15 protein-coding genes, 1 tRNA gene and 1 riboswitch are annotated in these 17,443 nt (G+C 43.0%); of the genes, 1 reads left to right on the forward strand and 15 read right to left on the reverse strand.

What is annotated here, in order from left to right; genetic code table 11:
- Positions 1-38: 38 nt before the first annotated feature.
- The 14 genes from G602_RS0120215 to xylB all read right to left on the reverse strand — a co-directional run bounded on the left by G602_RS0120215 (position 39) and on the right by xylB (position 15,695).
- Entirely contained in the window at positions 39-1,193 is a 1,155-nt protein-coding gene (locus G602_RS0120215) for a phosphopentomutase (RefSeq protein WP_026660636.1), read from the reverse strand.
- A gap of 209 nt (positions 1,194-1,402) precedes the next feature.
- Positions 1,403-3,490, reverse strand: a complete 2,088-nt coding sequence (locus G602_RS0120220) for a polyribonucleotide nucleotidyltransferase (protein WP_026660638.1) — start codon at positions 3,488-3,490, stop codon at positions 1,403-1,405.
- A 156-nt stretch (positions 3,491-3,646) separates the two neighbouring features.
- Positions 3,647-3,913 (reverse strand): 30S ribosomal protein S15, encoded by a 267-nt coding sequence (gene rpsO / locus G602_RS0120225; RefSeq protein WP_026660639.1) that lies wholly within the window; start codon positions 3,911-3,913, stop codon positions 3,647-3,649.
- Positions 3,914-4,063: 150 nt separating this feature from the next.
- Positions 4,064-5,104 (reverse strand): bifunctional riboflavin kinase/FMN adenylyltransferase, encoded by a 1,041-nt coding sequence (ribF, locus tag G602_RS0120230; protein WP_242835692.1) that lies wholly within the window; start codon positions 5,102-5,104, stop codon positions 4,064-4,066.
- A gap of 229 nt (positions 5,105-5,333) precedes the next feature.
- Positions 5,334-6,287 (reverse strand): tRNA pseudouridine(55) synthase TruB, encoded by a 954-nt coding sequence (gene truB, locus G602_RS0120235; protein WP_026660641.1) that lies wholly within the window; start codon positions 6,285-6,287, stop codon positions 5,334-5,336.
- Positions 6,288-6,289: 2 nt separating this feature from the next.
- A complete protein-coding gene (locus G602_RS0120240; RefSeq protein ID WP_026660642.1) occupies positions 6,290-7,249 on the reverse strand; it encodes a DHH family phosphoesterase in 960 nt (319 codons plus the stop codon).
- Between the two features lie 159 nt (positions 7,250-7,408).
- The gene (gene rbfA / locus G602_RS0120245; RefSeq protein WP_026660643.1) at positions 7,409-7,810 is read right to left on the reverse strand and encodes a 30S ribosome-binding factor RbfA; all 402 of its coding nucleotides are present in this window, start codon (positions 7,808-7,810) and stop codon (positions 7,409-7,411) included.
- A gap of 26 nt (positions 7,811-7,836) precedes the next feature.
- The gene (infB, locus tag G602_RS0120250) at positions 7,837-10,764 is read right to left on the reverse strand and encodes a translation initiation factor IF-2 (RefSeq protein ID WP_081676097.1); all 2,928 of its coding nucleotides are present in this window, start codon (positions 10,762-10,764) and stop codon (positions 7,837-7,839) included.
- Between the two features lie 16 nt (positions 10,765-10,780).
- Positions 10,781-11,092, reverse strand: a complete 312-nt coding sequence (locus G602_RS0120255) for a L7Ae/L30e/S12e/Gadd45 family ribosomal protein (protein WP_026660646.1) — start codon at positions 11,090-11,092, stop codon at positions 10,781-10,783.
- Positions 11,085-11,351 (reverse strand): RNase P modulator RnpM, encoded by a 267-nt coding sequence (rnpM, locus tag G602_RS0120260; RefSeq protein WP_026660647.1) that lies wholly within the window; start codon positions 11,349-11,351, stop codon positions 11,085-11,087. The genes G602_RS0120255 and rnpM overlap by 8 nt, the downstream gene beginning before the upstream one ends.
- A 38-nt stretch (positions 11,352-11,389) precedes the next feature.
- On the reverse strand, positions 11,390-12,601 hold the full coding sequence (nusA, locus tag G602_RS0120265; RefSeq protein ID WP_026660648.1) for a transcription termination factor NusA: 1,212 nt from the start codon (positions 12,599-12,601) through the stop codon (positions 11,390-11,392).
- Between the two features lie 79 nt (positions 12,602-12,680).
- Positions 12,681-13,145, reverse strand: coding sequence for a ribosome maturation factor RimP (gene rimP / locus G602_RS0120270; protein WP_026660649.1), 465 nt, complete (start codon positions 13,143-13,145; stop codon positions 12,681-12,683).
- Positions 13,146-13,316: 171 nt separating this feature from the next.
- Entirely contained in the window at positions 13,317-13,898 is a 582-nt protein-coding gene (locus G602_RS0120275) for a folate family ECF transporter S component (RefSeq protein WP_026660650.1), read from the reverse strand.
- A gap of 69 nt (positions 13,899-13,967) precedes the next feature.
- A riboswitch (THF riboswitch) is annotated at positions 13,968-14,061 on the reverse strand.
- A 164-nt stretch (positions 14,062-14,225) separates the two neighbouring features.
- Entirely contained in the window at positions 14,226-15,695 is a 1,470-nt protein-coding gene (xylB, locus tag G602_RS0120280; RefSeq protein WP_026660651.1) for a xylulokinase, read from the reverse strand.
- Between the two features lie 341 nt (positions 15,696-16,036).
- Here xylB and G602_RS0120285 point away from each other — a divergent pair.
- Positions 16,037-16,108, forward strand: a tRNA-Glu gene (locus G602_RS0120285).
- A 365-nt stretch (positions 16,109-16,473) separates the two neighbouring features.
- On the opposite strand, the gene G602_RS29410 is transcribed toward G602_RS0120285, so the two are convergent.
- Positions 16,474-17,373, reverse strand: coding sequence for a PrsW family glutamic-type intramembrane protease (locus tag G602_RS29410; RefSeq protein ID WP_049945367.1), 900 nt, complete (start codon positions 17,371-17,373; stop codon positions 16,474-16,476).
- Positions 17,374-17,443 lie beyond the last annotated feature (70 nt).

Consider the following 17,443-nt stretch of genomic DNA (forward strand, 5'->3'; position numbering starts at 1 on the left):
ATTTTATGAAAGAGTGCGCGTAAAGTCAACAAATTCTGTTAATGAAGCATTGATGTCCCGTCAAATTCAGGCTTTATGTTGAAGTAATCAAGAACGGTTGCCCCAATATCAGCAAAAGTACTTCTGGTTCCATGATTCTTGGGCTCCACATTTTTACCATACATCACAAAAGGAATATATTCTCTCGTGTGATCGGTTGTCTTCTGGTACGCAGGATCACAGCCATGGTCTGCTGTCATCATGATAATATCATCATCGCGGAGCTTTGCCACCATCTCAGGGAGCTTGGAATCAAAGTAGTTAAGTGCCTTGGCATAGCCATCGATATCTCTTCTGTGTCCGTAGAGCATATCAAAGTCAACAAGGTTCACAAAACAGAGTCCGTCAAAATCTCTGTCCATGTATGCAAGCGTCTTCTCGATTCCATCTGCATTGCTCTCTGAAAATACGAACTCAGTAAGTCCTTTTCCTTCGAAGATATCACGAATCTTACCAACGCCGAGAACATCCTTACCGGCTGCCTTGAGCTGATCAAGCATTGTAGTCTTAGGCGGTTCAAGGGAAAAATCGTGTCTGTGAGCTGTTCTGGTGTAGTTGCCACTGGTACCAACAAAAGGTCTGGCGATTACACGTCCAACCCCAAGATCCCCCTGGAGCATTTCTCTTGCGATTCTGCAGTATTCGTAGAGTTTTTCAGTAGGAACGAGGTCTTCATGTGCTGCAATCTGGAATACACTGTCTGCAGAGGTGTAAACGATAAGATCCCCGGTTTTCATGTGCTCGTCACCGTAATCATTGATTACCTGTGTGCCGGAATACGGCTTGTTGCAGATTACGCCGCGACCTACCCTCTTGCTGAATTCATCAAGAAATTCCTTAGGAAAACCGTCAGGGAATTTGGGCATGGGCTTTGGTGAAACAATGCCTGCAATCTCCCAGTGGCCTGTTGTCGTATCCTTATCCTTACTTGCCTCCTGGCATCTTGCGTACGCACCTGTCGGATTCTCAACTGCAGGTCTGCAATCAACTCCATCTATATTAAAAAGTCCCATAGCACCCATATTAGGCATATCAAAATACTTGCTGGTAGTGCAGGATCTTATGGTGTTTACGTCAAAGTCACCATACTCAGCTGCATCAGGCTCCTCGCCTACGCCAAAGCTGTCTAAAACTATCAGAAAAATTCTTCCCATAAAAATGGCCTCCTTAAATAAAATAGGGACCTGGATGATGCCCCTCATCCGTCAGCTTCGCTGACACCTTCCCCCATAGGGGGAAGGCATAGATTAGGAATCAACATTCCATGTCCCCTTAATTTTATCATATTCTGTAACAAAATAATTCAACTGTTGTCATTCAGATAGTTGTTATTATTCTGATGCTATTTAGATTCCAGAATAAATTATTTCTGAGCTACATCTTTCATGCTAAAGCTGATTCTGCCCATTCTGTCCTTACCAAGGCAAACAACCTTAACTTCATCACCAAGAGTGAGAACATCTTCAACATGATCGATACGCTCGTTAGCAATCTTGCTGATGTGAACCATTCCCTCTTTACCGGGAGCGAACTCAACAAATGCACCGAATTCCTTGATGCTTACAACTTTTCCTGTGAAGATCTGACCCTTCTCGAAGTCAGTTGTAATGATGTTGATCATGTCAATAGCCTGCTGCATCTTATCCTTATCTTCACCGCAGATGCTTACTGTACCGTCATCTGTAATGTCGATCTTAACACCTGTGCGGTCAATGATCTCGTTGATTGTCTTACCTCTCTGACCAACAACATCACCAATCTTATCAGGATCGATATCGATAGAGATAATCTTAGGTGCATACTGGCTAACTTCCTTACGAGGCTCTGCAATAGCCTTGCTCATGCACTCATCCATGATGAAGAGGCGAGCCTGGCGGCACTGTGAAATAGCCTGCTCAACAATAGCCTTAGTAAGACCGTGGATCTTGATATCCATCTGGATAGCTGTGATACCTTCCTTAGTACCTGTAACCTTGAAGTCCATATCTCCGAAGAAGTCCTCAAGACCCTGGATATCTGTAAGCACTACGAAATCATCATCTGTATCACCTGTTACAAGACCACAGCTGATACCTGCAACCATCTTCTTAATCGGAACACCTGCTGCCATAAGTGACATACATGATGCACATGTGGAAGCCATTGATGTAGAACCGTTACTCTCAAATGTCTCTGATACGCAGCGAATTGCGTAAGGGAACTCTTCCTCTGAAGGAAGTACAGGGAGAAGTGCTCTCTCTGCAAGAGCTCCGTGACCGATCTCACGACGTCCGGGACCTCTTGAAACCTTAGTCTCACCTACTGAATAAGCAGGGAAGTTGTACTGGTGAATGTATCTCTTACCTGTTACGTAAGGATCAAGTCCCTCAACCTTCTGCATCTCTGAAAGAGGAGCAAGTGTTGTAACATCACAGATCTGAGTCTGTCCACGAGTAAACATAGCACTTCCGTGTACACGGGGGATAAGATCAATCTCTGCTGAAAGAGGACGGATCTGATCAAGTGCTCTTCCGTCAGGACGCTTGTGATCCTTGAGGATCATCTTACGAACGGTCTTCTTTTCATACTGATAGATAGCTTCGCCAAGGATAGCAAGCCACTCTTCATTATCAGCAAACTTCTCTTCAAGACGAGCAGTGATATCAGCTATATTAGCCTCTCTCTTCTGCTTCTCATCTGTGAATACAGCATTCTCCATCTCTTCCTGAGGAACAACTTCCTTAATTGCATCGAAAAGTTCCTGAGGAACTGCACAGCTTGCATACTCGTGCTTCGGCTTACCAACCTCTGCTACGATACCCTTGATAAACTCAATGAGCTTAAGGTTAACATCATGTGCAAGGTAGATAGCTTCCTTCATCTTATCTTCAGGAATCTCGTTACATCCAGCCTCGATCATGATAACCTTCTGGCCTACTGAAGCAACTGTAAGACGCATGTCACCCTTATCCCACTGCTCTTGTGAAGGGTTAACAACAAACTCTCCATCGATGATACCGATCTGAGTCATTGCGCAAGGGCCATCGAAAGGAATGTCTGAAATGGAAACTGCAACTGATGCACCGATCATAGCTACAAGCTCAGGACGGCACTGTGTGTCCACAGACATTACCATTGTTTCGATAGTTACATCATTTCTGTAATCCTTAGGGAAAAGAGGACGCATAGGTCTGTCTATAACACGGCTTGTGAGAATAGCATTCTCAGAAGGCTTACCTTCACGCTTATTGAATCCTCCGGGGAATTTACCTACAGAATAGAACTTCTCACCATACTCAACGCTGAGCGGGAAGAAATCAATTCCATCTCTGGGCTTATCGGAAGCTGTTGCTGTACAAAGTACTGTTGTATCGCCGTACTTCATGAATGCACATCCGTTAGCCTGCTTACCTACTTTACCGATCTCAATTGTGAGAGTTCTTCCGGCAAGTTCTGTTGAAAATGTTTTCATGTTTTTCTCCTTCTCGCGCCATCCTCGGGCGCATATAATATGTAAAAAATTAGTTATTACCTGTAATTAGTAAAAGGATTATTGTCAGAAATAAAACAAGGCGGAATAAGCCGACTATTTCTAATCGGCATCCCCGCCTTATTCTCCCTTAGGAAATTACTTTCTGAGACCAAGATCAGCAATAAGCTTACGATACTTCTCAAGGTCATTCTTCTTGAGGTATGCAAGAAGAGCACGTCTTCTACCTACCATCTTAAGAAGGCCTCTTCTTGAGTGATGATCCTTCGGATGTGTGTTAAGGTGCTCGTTGAGCTCCTTGATTCTGGTTGTAAGAATAGCAACCTGAACCTCCGGTGAACCTGTGTCGCCAGCTTTTCTAGCGTACTGATTGATAACTTCTGTCTTCTTTTCCTTTGAAATCATGTTTCTTCTCCTTTTAATTACAATGTGCCGTATACCAGGAAGCGGCTGGAGTACCATCATCCGAGTATCGGTAATAACACTAATGTTTCTCACATGAGAAACCATTTGATTTTAACATAGGTATTCAGAAATGTAAAGAAGCGAAAAGCCCTATACATAGTCAAAGAAATTTCTGCCTGCTTCAAGATCCAGTTCCAGCTGTCTTTGCAAAGCATCCACTCCTGAGAATTTCTGCTCTTTTCTGTGGAAGGTCAAAAGAGCAATTTCCAGATATTTACCATATATATCTTCATCAAAATCATAAATAAAGGTCTCAACGCTCACTTGACCGTTATTTGAGACAGTAGGTCTGAGTCCTATATTTGTCATTCCGTGGTATTTTTGTCCATTCACTCTTACTTCAGAAAAATAAACACCAAAGGGAGGAAGACATTTTTCATCAGGAGGAAGGAGGTTTACCGTAGGAAATCCTATAGTTCTGCCAAGCTTCTTGCCATGCTCGACAATTCCGCCAACATAGTAGGTTTCACCAAGAAGTTCTGCTGCTCTTTCCATCTCAGCAGCCACAATTTCTTCCTTTATATAACTTGAACTCACATCACGTCCAAACATTTGGAGCTTTTTGATTGCATGCGTCCTGTATCCCAATTCCGGGGCAAGTTTATTTAAAAGTGCAAAATTCCCCTTTCCCTTGTAGCCATAGGAAAGGTCATCTCCTGCTGCGATATAGGCTGCATTCATCTGCTCATGTAGTATTTCCCTTACAAAGTCCTCCGGAGCAGTGTGCGCTGTCTCTGAATTCATCGGAAATTCTACGAGTATATCTATGCCAAGCTTCTCGAATTTACGTCGTTTTTCATCCTTTGTGAGTAACTGGGTAAGGATATTTTCTGCTCTGTCCGAATTGCTTTTAGGGGCATTTGCTGCCTCCTGATTATGACGGTCTTTGTTTTTTTCCTTAGCCATTTGCGCAAAGAATACAGCCGGCGGTGGGTCAAAAGTGAAGATAGTAGCCTTCATTCCCTTTTCCTTCTTATCAAGGATATGATTAAGAAGTTTCTGGTGTCCCATATGTACGCCATCAAATTTCCCGATTGCTACAGCGGTCTTGTCATCTATATGAAATTGTGTAGTGTCCGCTATAATCTGCATTGCTACTCCTATCCCCTCATCCGTCAGCTTCGCTGCCACCTTCCCCCCCAAGGGGAAGGCTTTAGTTATTATTTTCTTTACTGAGAAAAAGTTATGTCTGCCTTCCCCTTGGGGGAAGGCTTTAGTTATTATTTCCTTTACTGAGAAAAAGTTATGTCTGCCTTCCCCTTTGGGGGAAGGCTTTAGTTGTTATTTCCTTTACTGAGAAAAAGTTATGTCTGCCTTCCCCTTGGGGGGGAAGGTGCCCGAAGGGCGGATGAGGGGTATTTTAATTTGCTGTATAAAAGAACTTCTCAACTCTGAATTGTCCGGTTCTTTCGTCACATTTATATATTCCGAAAAATGTGCCATCCTCAGAATACACTCTTACTCTGGTGCCATCAGCATAGAGTTTTTCAGGCTCCACAAAATCCTGCTCATCATCAGGCGCTTCACTGACAAGATTCTCCACCTTGAAACTATTGCCGTTTTCAAGCATTTTTCGGAAATCATCCTTAACTATACAGTAGTCAAGATCTCTGAAAAGACTCTCTGTTGAAGCAACAATCTCATCAACTCTGCCCTCGTCACGGAGCTGCTCTATCTGATCAAGTGTATGCGCTGTCTCCAGATGAAAACTTCCTACCGCTGTCCTTGTGAGGTGCTCCATTGCTGCGCCGCAGCCGAGTGCCTCGCCGATATCGTTACACAGAGTCCTGATATAAGTGCCCTTTGAGCACTTTACTTCCATAGTAAAAATGTGCTCGTCCCGCAAGTGGGATTCATCCAGAATTGTGATAGCTTCAATTTTTATTCTTCTGGGTTTTCTCTCAACTTCTTTTCCCTGTCTTGCAAGCTCGTAGAGCTTTTTACCATTTATCTTTATAGCTGAATACATCGGAGGTATCTGGTCGTACTCACCAACAAATCGCTTTACAGCTTCATGAAGCTGCTTGCTCGTTACCTCTACCTCTTTCTCTGAAATGATACGTCCTGACATATCCTGAGTATCAGTTGTCACTCCGAGTCTGCACACAGCAATATATTCTTTGTCATGATCAGTCAGCATGTCGCAGAGCTTTGTGCCGTTTCCCACACAAACAACAAGGACTCCAACCGCATCCGGGTCCAGAGTCCCTGTGTGTCCGATCTTTTTCATTTTTAAAATGCCACGGAGGCGCGCTACAACATCGCTTGATGTATAGCCTGCCTCCTTGTATACATTGATAAGTCCGTTATACATATTTACGAATTAACACCTTTAAGATCTCTCTCGATATACTCAGTAAGACTGTTAATTATGTCATGCTGGGTTCCGTTCATTGTACAGCCCGCTGCTCTGGCATGACCACCGCCTCCGAACAGCTCCGCAATCTTAGCAACATTAACTTTACCCTTGGATCTGAGGCTTACCTTATATTCAAGACTTCCTATCTCATACATGAAAACTGCACATTCAGTTCCTGTAGTAAGAAGGAGCTGACTTACTATTCCATCAAGATCACTTGAGCTGACCATATAAAAATCCATGGTCTGTCTTGAAACCACACTTACGATACAAGCGCCGTCCATAATGAGCATACTTTCAAGTAGTGCTCTTCCAAGAATCTGGTTCTGAACGTAGCTCTTTTCATAAAAGACATGGTCAATAAGTTCTCCGAATTCAAATCCATATCCAATAAGATCAGCTGCAACCTTCATTGTGTCCGGAGATGTATTTGAGTATTTAAAAACACCTGTATCCGTAACAATACCCATGTATATTGCCTTCGCAATATCAGCATCAAGCTTGTCCTTATCAAGACAATTGTAAACCAGTTCCGAAGCAGAGCTTGCTGTCGAAACTATATAGTTTTCATCGCCTGTTCCTTCATTACTTATATGGTGATCAATGTTGACCTTTTTCTTCGCAGCATCAAAGAATTTCTCAGCATCGCCAAGTCTGTCTTTTCCGCAGTCAAGCGCAAAGAAAACATCATAGCTGTCTACATCAGTCTTATAATCATGATTCACTTCTTCTGTAGCAGCAATAATCTTATAGCTCTCAGGTATCTGTTCAAGAAAAACATCTACCCTAAGCTCAGGATAATTCTTTTTCAAATAGAGATATAATGCCATATTGGAGCCCACACAGTCACCATCGGGACGAATATGTCCACTGATTCCGACTGTTTTGGCACCGCTTACAAGTTCGTCTATTCTCATCTGGTACCTCTCTAATTACTCCCCTCATCCGGCACTTCTTGCCACCTGTCTTCGCTCCGCTTCGGTCCGCGCTGAACAATCGTCCCCTGGACGATTAGCGCCCCCAAAGGGGGAAGGCTTTTGTTCAAGCTCTTTCAAAAGATAAATTTAGAAGGATACTTACTCTTCTGTATCCTCGTCCACTTCTCCACGTGCTGCCTTGGCTGCTGCATCCTTGGCTGCAACTTCATCAATTTTCCTGGACATATTGATTGCATACTCGATGGAATCGTCCATGATGAATCTCAGCTCAGGAGTGTTACGCATATTAAGTTCCTTGGCAACAGTACTTCTGATGTAGCCTGCCGCTGATTTAAGTCCCTCTGCAGTACGCTGTCTGTCTTCATCATTTCCCATTACAGACACCCATACCTTGCAGGTCTTAAGATCAGGAGCAACCTCAACATCCATTACGGATGTCATGGGACTGATCCGGGGATCCTTGCTAAATCTGATAGCTTCAGATATAACCTTCATTACTTCGCCGTTAATGCGAATGTTTTTTATACTGTTTTTTCTCATATTATGCTCCAAAATGATAGCTATTATTATTTTTTAGCATCAAGCTTATCACGAGGAATTTCAACCATTATATATGCTTCTACAACATCGCCGACATTGATCTGGTCAAAGCCTTCGAATACAAGACCACACTCATATCCGTCCTTAACTTCCTTAACGTCATCCTTGAAGCGCTTAAGTGAAGCAAGGTCACCTTCGAAGATCTGCTCGCCATCTCTGCTGATACGAACCTTACAATCCTTCTGAATCATACCGTCAGTAACGATAGCACCAGCGATGTTACCAACCTTGGATGCCTTGAACAGCTGACGAATCTCAGCATGTCCGATAACCTTCTCCTCATAAACAGGAGCAAGCATACCCTTCATGGCATATTCAACATCCTCGATAGCCTGGTAGATAACCTTGTAAAGCTTGATTTCAACACCTTCGTGCTCAGCAGTGCTCTTAGCTACAGCATCGGGACGTACATCAAATCCGATGATAATAGCATTTGAAGCAGCTGCAAGTGATACGTCAGACTCTGTGATCGCACCAACACCACCATGGATAACCTTAACAACAACCTCATCGTTAGAGAGCTTAAGAAGACTTGCCTTAAGTGCTTCTACACTACCCTGAACGTCAGCTTTGATGATAAGATCAAGTTCTTTAAGCTTCCCTTCCTCAATCTTGGAATAAAGCTCGTCAAGTGACATCTTAGCCTTTGTCTCCTCGATAAGATCCTTCTTCTGCTGCTGGAGGTATGTGTTAGCATACTGCTTAGCTTCCTTATCACTCTGGTGACCAAGGAATACTTCACCGGCACCGGGTACATCTGAAAGACCAAGAATCTCAACAGGCTGTGAAGGCTTAGCTTCCTTAAGTCTCTTACCCTTATCATCTATCATCGCACGAACCTTACCGGAGCATGCACCTGCTGAAATGAAATCTCCCACATGAAGAGTTCCCTTCTGTACAAGTACATTTGCTACAGGTCCACGACCCTTATCAAGCTTAGCCTCAAGTACGAGACCTCTTGCCTCACGATTTGCATTAGCCTTGAGCTCAAGGATATCAGCAGTGATAAGAATGGTATCAAGAAGTACATCCATTCCCTCGCCGGTCTTAGCTGAAACAGGAACAAACTCTGTCTGTCCGCCCCAGTCAGTAGCGATAAGACCATACTCTGTCATTTCCTGCTTAACTCTGTCAACGTTAGCGCTGGGCTTATCAATCTTGTTTACAGCAACAATGATTTCAACGCCTGCTGCCTTTGCATGGTTAATAGCCTCGATTGTCTGAGGCATTACACCGTCATCAGCTGCGACAACGAGTACAGCGATATCTGTAGAATTAGCACCACGCATACGCATAGCTGTGAAAGCTTCGTGTCCGGGTGTATCAAGGAAGGTGATTTTTCTGTCCTGAACCTTGATCTGGTAAGCACCGATACGCTGTGTAATACCGCCTGCTTCCTTATCTGTAACGCTTGTATCACGAATAGCATCAAGAAGTGATGTCTTACCATGATCGACGTGACCCATTACGCAGACTACCGGAGGTCTGGGAGTAAGAAGGCTCTCATCCTCCTCTTCCTCCTTAAGAAGTTCTTCAATAACGTCTACCTGAACTTCCTTTTCACAGATTATGTCATAATCAATCGCGATATTTTCTGCATCCTCGTATGAAAGCTCAGAGTTAACTGTAACTATCTGACCTGCCATAAAGAGCTTCTTAATGATCGCTGAAGGCTGAAGCTTCATCTTATCGGCAAGTTCCTTGATGGTAAGCTTCTCAGGAATTGTGATAACCTTGATCTGCTCCTCAGGCTCCTCTACCTTCTTAACCTCAGGCTTAATGAAGCGACCAACCCTTTTACTTCTGGGCATCATCTCTTCATTCTCTTCATAAATATGATCCTTCTTGGATCTCTTATCCTTATCCTGCTGTGAAGAACGTCTCTTGCCTTCGCCCTTACCTTCGTTCATAGGAGCGGCTTCAAAACCGCCTCTGTCCTTGCTCTTTGAAAAGTCTTTGCCTTTTCCTGCAGGACGATCACCATTAGGTCTGCCCTGAGGCCCCTGTCCGGGCCTTGCATTTCCGGCACCCTGACGAACATTGCCCTGACCGGCTCTTGCTCTGTCATTCTGAGAGCCCTTTCTGAGCTGTCCGCCCTGCTCTCTGCCTTCATTTCTGCGGTTGTCCCCACCACGGTTCTCATTACCGCGGTTCTCATTACCGCGGTTCTCGTTGTTACGATTGTCGTTAACACGATTCTCGACAGGACGATTCTCTTTTACGGGTGCCTCTGTCTTAGGTGCAACAGGTGCACTTACAGGAGCTGCAGGCTTCTTAACAGCCTCTGTCTTAGGTGCTGTTTCAACCTTAGCAGGCTTCTGAGAAGCTTTCTGAGAAGGCTCCTGATACTTCGGGATCTCTGTGTTATATGACTCAAGCTGTGAAGGAGCTGTAAGAGGCTTTATGGGATGATATACGTTCTGTGAACGTGCAAAGGTTCCCTGTCTCTGTCCTCCACGATTGTCGCGGTTCTGATTCTGATTCTGGTTTTTATTCTGTCCGCCACGACCTGCGTTATTATTATTATTCTGTCCGCGGAAGTTGCCACTCTTGGAATTATTGGGATTAGTTACAAAGATAATATTCTTCTTCTTTTTAACTGCACCCTCACCCTCAGGTTTTTTCTTTAAAGGCTTCTTCTCACCCTTCTTATCATCGGACTCGGCTGCTGCCTTGGGCTTTTCCTCCCTGGCAGGAGCTTCAGGCTTGCTCTCAGTTTTGGTCTCAGCTTTGCTGCTTCCGAAGTGTTTTCTTACCCTCTCCGCATCCTCATCTTCGACAGAACTTGTTGATCTCTTTGCAGCTTCAACACCCTGATCATGCAGGAATGTTATAAGCTCCTTACTTTCAACACCAAGTTCCGAAGCGAGTTCGGATATTTTAATTTTCGACATTCACATTTCCTCCGTACTATTCATCTACACGTAAGTTCTTCTGAAAGCTTTTTGCAAACCCGTCGTCCGTGATCGCAATACTCGTTCGAACTTCTTTGCCAATCGCATGCCCAAGTTTTTCCTTATCCCCAAACATGTAAAACGGCACTTCATAATAATCACATTTATCCCGGAATTTTTTGCTCGTATTGTCCGAAGCATCTCTGCTTACAATAACCACACAAGCTTTTCCGCCTTTTATGGCATTTTCCACCGCAAACTCTCCGCTCACGAGTTTTCCTGCCTTTTGACATAAGCCGAGCAGAGAATAAATTTTATTTTCATCCATTTATCTCAAGCTCCTTTTTAAGCTGCTCCAGAGTTTCCTCCGGAACGGAAACCTTTAGTGATCTCTCAAGGCCTCTTTTCTTTATTGCTTTTTCAAGACATTTAATATCCCTGCATACATAAGCGCCTCTTCCATTGGCACGGCCTGTGGGATCCAGATGAATTCCCCCCTCTGTGTCACGGATCACACGGATCAGCAAAGCTTTTTCCTTACTTTCTCCGCACCCGACGCACTTTCGCATAGGTTTCTTTTTTTCCATAGCCATCCTTTTAACTGACCTTCATTTCAGAATAGGGATTACTCTTCGTCCTCAGCAGACTCAGCATCTTCCTCAGCTTCGTACTCCTCTTCGGTGTACTCTTCCTCAGAATACTCGCCCTCTTCAAACTCTTCACCCTCTTCGTACTCATCGCTATCGTACTCTTCCTCGTCATCCATGTAGTCCTCGATACGGAATCCGGGAGCATCCTTAGCCTGAGTCTCACTCTTAATATCAATCTTGTAGCCTGTAAGACGAGCTGCAAGTCTTGCGTTCTGTCCTTCCTTACCGATTGCAAGTGAAAGCTGGTAATCAGGAACTACAACCTTTGCACTCTTTTCATCCGGATCAGCAAATACTGCAACGATCTTTGCAGGTGAAAGTGCATTCTGAATAAGGTTACCGGGGTTCTCATCCCAGTTAACAATATCAATCTTCTCACCGTTAAGCTCATCAACGATAAGATTAACTCTGCTACCGTTAACACCTACGCAGGCACCAACCGCATCTACATTAGGATTGTTTGAGTAAACAGCAATCTTGGTACGGTTACCGGCCTCACGGGCAATGCTCTTAATTTCAACTGTGCCGTCCTGGATCTCTGCAACCTCCTGCTCAAAAAGTCTCTTTACAAGATCAGGATGTGTACGTGATACAAGAATTCTGGGACCCTTATTACCGTTTCTAACCTCAAGAATATAAACCTTGATACGCTCTGTAGGACGATAGCGCTCAGTCTTAACCTGCTCGTTCTCATTGAGCATAGCATCCGCCTTACCAAGATTTATGCTGATATTTTTACCGATAAATCTCTGAATCACGCCGGTTACGATATCATGCTCGTGCTCATAATATTCACTGTAGATTGCATCCTTCTCTTCCTCACGGATTTTCTGAAGGATTACGTTCTTGGCATTCTGAGTAGCAATACGTCCAAACTCACTGGACTTAACCTCTACCTGAATAACATCTCCGATTTCAGCAGTAGGAACAATCTTATGTGCATCATCAAGTCCAATCTCAAGAATAGGATCCATAACGTCATCTGCTAATTCAACAACTGTCTTATCTGCATAGCATTTGATGTCGCATGTATCGCGATCAATCTCAATACGAATATTGTCTGCACTCTTATAATGGTTTTTGCAGGCAGTGATAAGTGAAGTCTCAATTGCATCGAACAGCGAATCTCTGTTGATGTTCTTCTCCTTTTCAAGCAAATCGAGTGCATCCATCAATTCTTTACTCATAGTTTATTCTCCTTGATCTATGAAAGTTTATAAAAATAGTTTTTACCGTTCCAACAAAAGCGGAAGGCAGGTAATTTTCTTAAAAATCTAACGTAAGCTTAACGCTGGAAACTTCTTTTCTTATAAAAGAGCGATCTTCGCCTGCATTCTCTATAGTAATGCTGTCAGCGTCATAGCTCTTAAGCTTACCGGTAAATTCCTTGGTCCCATCTATGGCCTTGTAAAGCTTCACATCAACCTCCTGTCCAAGGCTGTTCTCAAAGTGTCTGTCCTTCTTCAGCGCTCTGCCGAGTCCCGGGCTGCTGACTTCAAGTGTGTAGGCTTCCTCAATGAAATCATGCTCATCGAGTGCATCAGAAAGCGCATGGCTGACATCCACACATTTATTGATGTCAACGCCGCCTTCTCTGTCAATATAAGCTCTTAAGTACCATTCGCCGGCTTCCTTAACAAACTCAACATCATAGATGCTGACTTCGTTCTGCTCTGCGATAGGTTTCAGAAGGGCTTCAGTTTTGTTTTCAATCTCTTCTCTTCTTGACATTGAATATACCTCTCAAACCGGAATATACATATATCATTTTTAATCATGAAAAAAGTGGACTCGCGAAAGTCCACTTCTAGTCTAAGAATTATTATTGTTACATTTGTAATATAGCACTATTACTTCATTACGTCAACACCTGCTGTTTTATAGTCAATAACAGTAAGGAACTCAGACGTTGAACATAGGCTTAATGGTTCTCTCTACTGCCTTTAGCATCACATAAGTGATAAAAGTATCCACCGGAAGCATGATTGCATTCGAAAGGATTCTTCCCGGCAAAAGAGCTATGATTGCCTGATCGTAAAGTATTTTAAGCCATAATGAGTTAAGACCTATATTCACAAATACTTTTACAATAAGCTGAGCTGAAAAAACTCTGATTACGGATATGTTCTTTTTATAAAATGCAAATCCGTAGATGATTCCGCCAAGTGCTGCGCTTATCGTAAATCCGGGGAAGAAATCACCTGAAGGCTGTAAAAACCACTTTATGATATCAAGTGCTGCTCCGAAAATCGCACCAACAGCAGGGCCAAAGAGAAAATCTACCACCTGGTTGGGAAGTCCTGAAAAACCGATGCGAATAAATTGTCCTATTCTGATTGTCGCAACATAGCCCAGAATAATCGCTACTGCTGCCATCATCCCACAGAACACGACATTTCTTAAGTTCCTGAACTCACCAAGGGATTTCAGCCATCTGTTTACACTAATCTCGCCGTTTCCATTAACAGTTACATCTTTCTGCATAAAAACACCTCCTATGCATTCCACAGTATGCATTAGGAGGTGTCTGAATTCATGGCACATTCTATATGCTACAGTGGGAACCGAATCCGACACCGCGGTTGCCCTTCGTCCTTCTGGCAGTCCCTGTCCAGATGGCACTTAACGCACCGGATTCTACTCTGTTGGTTTGTAAGTTACGAAATTATTATAGCAATAAATTGTGTCCAGTCAATAGTTTTTTACCCTCATCCGGCACTACGTGCCACCTGTCTTCGCTCCGCTTCGGTCCACGCAGAACAATCGTCCCCCGGACGATTTGCGCCCCCAAGGGGAAGGCTTTAGTTGAGATTATATTATCTTATCAAAAGTTTCAGCGAGTGCAGGATAGATTGTCTTAAACTGCTGATATCTTGCTTCATACTTCTCAACAAGCTCGGGATCGGGTTTCTCGGTCTTATCAACCTTAACGATTGCAGCTGCTGCCTCTTCAACGCTCTTAAATGCACCGCATGCTACCATTGCAAGCATAGCACCACCCATTCCGGGGCCTTCTTCACATGCAGGAACATCTACTTCTATATTAAGAATGTTCGCAATCATTTTTCTCCAGAGAGGGCTCTTAGCGCCGCCGCCACAGATCATTGTTCTCTCAGGCTTAACACCTATGCTCTTTGCAACCTCATACATATCTCTGGTTGCAAAAGCAACACCTTCAAGAACTGCCTGAGTCATGTCTTCTCTGGTTGTATCCATTGTGATACCAGTGAAGGTTGCACGTGCATTCGGATTATTCCAGGGAGATCTCTCACCCATGAGATAAGGAAGGAAGAATACATGATTCTCACCAAGCTTCTCTATTCCCTTCTGCTCTGCCGCATAATCCTTTGTCTTTAAGATTTCGTCATTCCACCACTTGTTGCAGCTTGCTGCGCTGAGCATGCATCCCATAAGATGGAAATGTCCGTCTGCATGATCAAAAGAATGAAGCGCATTGTTGCTGTCTACTGCAAAGTTATTTGAAGACATGAAAATTGTGCCGCTGGTACCAAGTGAAATGTTGCACTTGTTGTTGCCTACAGTTCCGGTTCCAACTGCAGCTGCTGCATTGTCTCCTGCACCGGCAGCAACCACTACTCCGCTGTTAAGGCCAAGCTCAGATGAAAGCTCTGCTGTAAGCTCACCAACCTTTTCATAACTCTCGTAAAGCTTAGGAAGCATATCTGTAGTGATATCGCAAAGCTTGCACATCTCCTCAGACCACTTGCGATTCTTAACATCCAGAAGAAGCATACCTGAAGCATCTGAATAATCTGTGCAGAAGGATCCTGTGAATTTATATGCAAGGTAATCCTTCGGAAGCATTATTTTTCTGATCTTACCAAAGTTCTCAGGCTCGTTTTCCTTAACCCAGAGGATCTTCGGTGCTGTAAAGCCTGCAAATGCAATATTTGCAGTGTACTCTGAAAGCTTGTCTTTTCCGATCTCATTATTGAGATAATCAACCTGCTTTTGAGTTCTACCATCATTCCAAAGAATTGCGGGACGAATGACATTATCATTTTCATCCAGAATTACAAGTCCGTGCATCTGTCCGCCAAAGCTGATGCCTGCAACCTGTGATTTATCTACATCCTTAAGGAGTTCCTTAAGTCCATCTACCGCCTGTGTATACCAGTCCTCCGGCTTCTGCTCGGACCATCCCGGATGAGGAAAATATAAAGGATACTCCCTTGTAGCTGTTCCATGAATCTTACCGGTCTCATCCATAAGGACAAGCTTAACTGATGATGTTCCTAAATCCACACCTATATAAAGCATATACAACCTCCCGTTTTACATTTTTGTTTTTGCTTTTATTCTTTATGTCACATGGCTATAGAGCTATCGTATCTCAAAGCCACTACTACATAGTGATAATTATAATTTGTTTTGTCTATCTTGGCATCACACTTTTTGCTTATTTATTATTAATTATTGCAGAAAAAATGCAGCCGCATATTTTTCCTTTGATTTCTTTGCCTTTTGCTGTATAAAATTTCGTTTAACTTATTATGCAAAAAAGTTTTTTAAATTTTTTTCAAAAAAGTACTTGCATTAATCTTCAACTTGTAATACTATAATCAAGTCGCCGAACGAAAGACGACAAACAAAAACAAAATGGCTCGTTGGTCAAGCGGCTAAGACGCTGCCCTCTCACGGCAGAATCAGCGGTTCGATTCCGCTACGAGCTACTGACTGTGTAAACAGCCCAACCCTATCGTCCAAACTACTGAGTAGTTTGGATTTTTTATTGCTTATTTTTTATATATGATAGTTCCGGAAGATCATCCTTAATCAACTAACAAAAAGCAAGCGCTCATCTTCATGAAATCATGATAAATGTTATTCAATTAACAGTTAATCTGGTTATTCCAACAACATCTGACACTCATATAAAATTCCGATCGAGTCAACGAGTGTCTGAAACTATTTATCCGTTTATGAATTGTTTTAGTTTTTCTATCATTTCTCTATCAATTAAAATCCATCATTCAAAACAATAGATACCCTAATATATAACTCTCACGTAGATAAAAAGCTATTATCTCATTCCTACTCATACCGGTCTGTCTTCATGGGCATATTTCTTTATATTCTTATAAGCATTGACATTCAGCACACACATTATTATTACAAGTACCAGCATACTTGATATAACAAATAATCCGTTTTCACTTTCACTCGCCAAAAACGCCACAGAATCGTAAATGCCATGTATCAGCATCGCTATAAGAAGACCTTTTCTTCTCATTCTGGCTGAGCCGCTAAGATCACCTTCCTGTTCAAGACTCTTTGCCTGCCCGTAATAATAGCCCATATATATTCCGAAAATGCAATGTCCCGGAAAGGCTGATCTTAAGTATGCGGTGCTGGCATCAGAGCTAATGAGATACAGAAGATTCTCAACAACCTCGAATCCTATAGCTACTGTAGTTGAATAGACCACTCCGTCAAAGCGAAAATTGAAGGCCGGGTGCTTCCAGGTAAGTAGTTTCAAAGCGAAATATTTGCACAATTCCTCTGAAAATGCAGCCACAACAAATGCAACCAGAATGCTGTTTAAAATGGTTCCAGGTGCTGCAACGATATCAACAACCTCATTTATCACAGTCTCTATCAGCACAACAATAATTGGCAACGGAATTGCTCCCACCAGAAACAACTTAACCAGCAGCGAAACCGGCTCAGGCTCGATTTTGTCTTGTTTATATATAAGAAAAATCAGAATAATCCCTTGTGCAAATGATAGAAGCATGGCAAAGGTCATGCTTCCTGCTCCCATGGTAAACGAAGTAAAAATAAGCCCCAGTGTCAAAAAAACAATCATAACCATCGGCAGCTTTCTAACGTAAAAAGTGTCTTTCTGCATAGTTACCGGATCCCATGCCCTTGTTCCGCAATTTCCGCAAAATTTCTGTCCCGGTTGTATTTCTTTTCCGCAATTTGTACAGTACAATCTCATTTCCTCCGCACATAGCAAAACTTTTTTAGATAATATTAACATCAAAAATAATCCCCCGCCATAA

Source organism: Butyrivibrio sp. AC2005 (genome assembly GCF_000424145.1).
Classification (GTDB): domain Bacteria; phylum Bacillota; class Clostridia; order Lachnospirales; family Lachnospiraceae; genus Butyrivibrio.

Bases quoted from the DNA above. Each gene is read 5' to 3' on its own strand.
- xylB (WP_026660651.1), bottom strand. From the start codon at position 15,695: ATGCTTTATATAGGTGTGGATTTAGGAACATCATCAGTTAAGCTTGTC.
- G602_RS0120240 (WP_026660642.1), bottom strand. From the start codon at position 7,249: ATGAGAATAGACGAACTTGTAAGCGGTGCCAAAACAGTCGGAATCAGT.
- rimP (WP_026660649.1), bottom strand. From the start codon at position 13,145: ATGTCAAGAAGAGAAGAGATTGAAAACAAAACTGAAGCCCTTCTGAAA.
- G602_RS0120220 (WP_026660638.1), bottom strand. From the start codon at position 3,490: ATGAAAACATTTTCAACAGAACTTGCCGGAAGAACTCTCACAATTGAG.
- truB (WP_026660641.1), bottom strand. From the start codon at position 6,287: ATGTATAACGGACTTATCAATGTATACAAGGAGGCAGGCTATACATCA.
- G602_RS0120275 (WP_026660650.1), bottom strand. From the start codon at position 13,898: ATGCAGAAAGATGTAACTGTTAATGGAAACGGCGAGATTAGTGTAAAC.
- nusA (WP_026660648.1), bottom strand. From the start codon at position 12,601: ATGAGTAAAGAATTGATGGATGCACTCGATTTGCTTGAAAAGGAGAAG.
- G602_RS0120255 (WP_026660646.1), bottom strand. From the start codon at position 11,092: ATGGATGAAAATAAAATTTATTCTCTGCTCGGCTTATGTCAAAAGGCA.
- G602_RS0120215 (WP_026660636.1), bottom strand. From the start codon at position 1,193: ATGGGAAGAATTTTTCTGATAGTTTTAGACAGCTTTGGCGTAGGCGAG.
- rnpM (WP_026660647.1), bottom strand. From the start codon at position 11,351: ATGGAAAAAAAGAAACCTATGCGAAAGTGCGTCGGGTGCGGAGAAAGT.
- infB (WP_081676097.1), bottom strand. From the start codon at position 10,764: ATGTCGAAAATTAAAATATCCGAACTCGCTTCGGAACTTGGTGTTGAA.
- rbfA (WP_026660643.1), bottom strand. From the start codon at position 7,810: ATGAGAAAAAACAGTATAAAAAACATTCGCATTAACGGCGAAGTAATG.
- rpsO (WP_026660639.1), bottom strand. From the start codon at position 3,913: ATGATTTCAAAGGAAAAGAAGACAGAAGTTATCAATCAGTACGCTAGA.